1 protein-coding gene is annotated in these 1,275 nt (G+C 73.1%); it reads left to right on the forward strand.

Annotated features, from left to right (window positions below):
• Window positions 1-34 precede the first annotated feature (34 nt).
• Window positions 35-1,275: gephyrin-like molybdotransferase Glp (gene glp / locus V7067_RS13270; protein WP_334176381.1), on the forward strand; the 1,241-nt coding region annotated here is incomplete at its 3' end.

The raw sequence follows: 1,275 nt of genomic DNA on the forward strand, positions 1-1,275 counted from the left end.
ATCTTCCCTTTGCCCCTGTCGGAGCCATGCCGCCATGCCTGAACCCGAGGCAAACGCCCAATCCGGCGCAACTCCCCGGCCCGGTGCCGACAACACCGCCCGTCCGGCCCTGAAGCCGGTTGACGAGGCTCTGGCCCACATTCTGGCCGATGCCGGGCCGCTCGGTGCGGAAACGGTGGCGCTGGAGCACGCGGCCGGCCGGGTTCTGGCCGCCGGCCTGCCGGCCCTGCGCACCCAGCCGCCGTTCGATGCCTCCGCGATGGATGGCTATGCCGTGCGGGCGGCCGATGCGGTGCCCGGCGCGCGGCTGCGGCGCATCGGCGAGGCCGCCGCCGGCCGCGCCTTCGCCGGCCGCGTCGGACCGGGCGAAGCGGTGCGGATCTTCACCGGGGCACCGGTGCCCGATGGCGCCGATGCCATTCTCATTCAGGAAAATACCCGCCCCGCCGCCGGCAACGCCATCGAGGCGACGGAGGCCGCAACGGCCGGCCGCCACATCCGCCGCGCCGGCCAGGATTTCCGCGCCGGCGAAATCGCCCTGCCCGCCGGCCTGCGGCTGGATTTCCGCGCCCTCGCGCTTGCGGCGGCGATGAACCACGCGCACCTGCCCGTCACACGCCGGCCGAAGGTGGCGATCCTGTCGACCGGCGACGAACTCGTGCCGCCGGGCGGCGCACCGGGGCCGGATCAGATCGTCGCCTCCAACCACATCGGCATCGCCGCTCTGGCGGAAGCGCACGGCGGCGAGGCAGTGCAGCTGGGCATCGCCGGCGACGATGTTGACGCCATCTCCGCCCGCGTCGGCCATGCCGTAGCGGCGGGCGCGGATATCATCGTCACCCTCGGCGGTGCCTCGGTCGGCGATCACGATCTCGTCGCCCCGGCCCTGAAGGCGGCGGGCGTCAGCCTCGATTTCTGGAAGATCGCCATGCGGCCGGGCAAGCCGGTCATGTTCGGCCGGCTCGGTGCAACGCGCGTGCTCGGCCTGCCGGGCAACCCGGTTTCCAGCCTTGTCGTGGGCGCAGTGCTGCTGGCGCCGCTGGTGCGTGCCCTTGCCGGCCGTGGCGAGCCGACAGCGGTTGAAGGCGGCCGGCTGGATGTGGCGCTGAAGGCCAATGACATGCGCCGCGATTACCTGCGCGCCTGCATCCGCCGCGACGAAGACGGCATGGCGTGGCTGACGCCGCTGCCGGTGCAGGATTCGGCCATGCTGTCGGCCTTCGCGCGCGCCGATGCGCTGCTGATCCGCGAGGTGTTCGCCCCGGCTGCGGAGGC

This window comes from Pseudoxanthobacter sp., from assembly GCF_036822375.1.
Classification (GTDB): domain Bacteria; phylum Pseudomonadota; class Alphaproteobacteria; order Rhizobiales; family Segnochrobactraceae; genus Pseudoxanthobacter.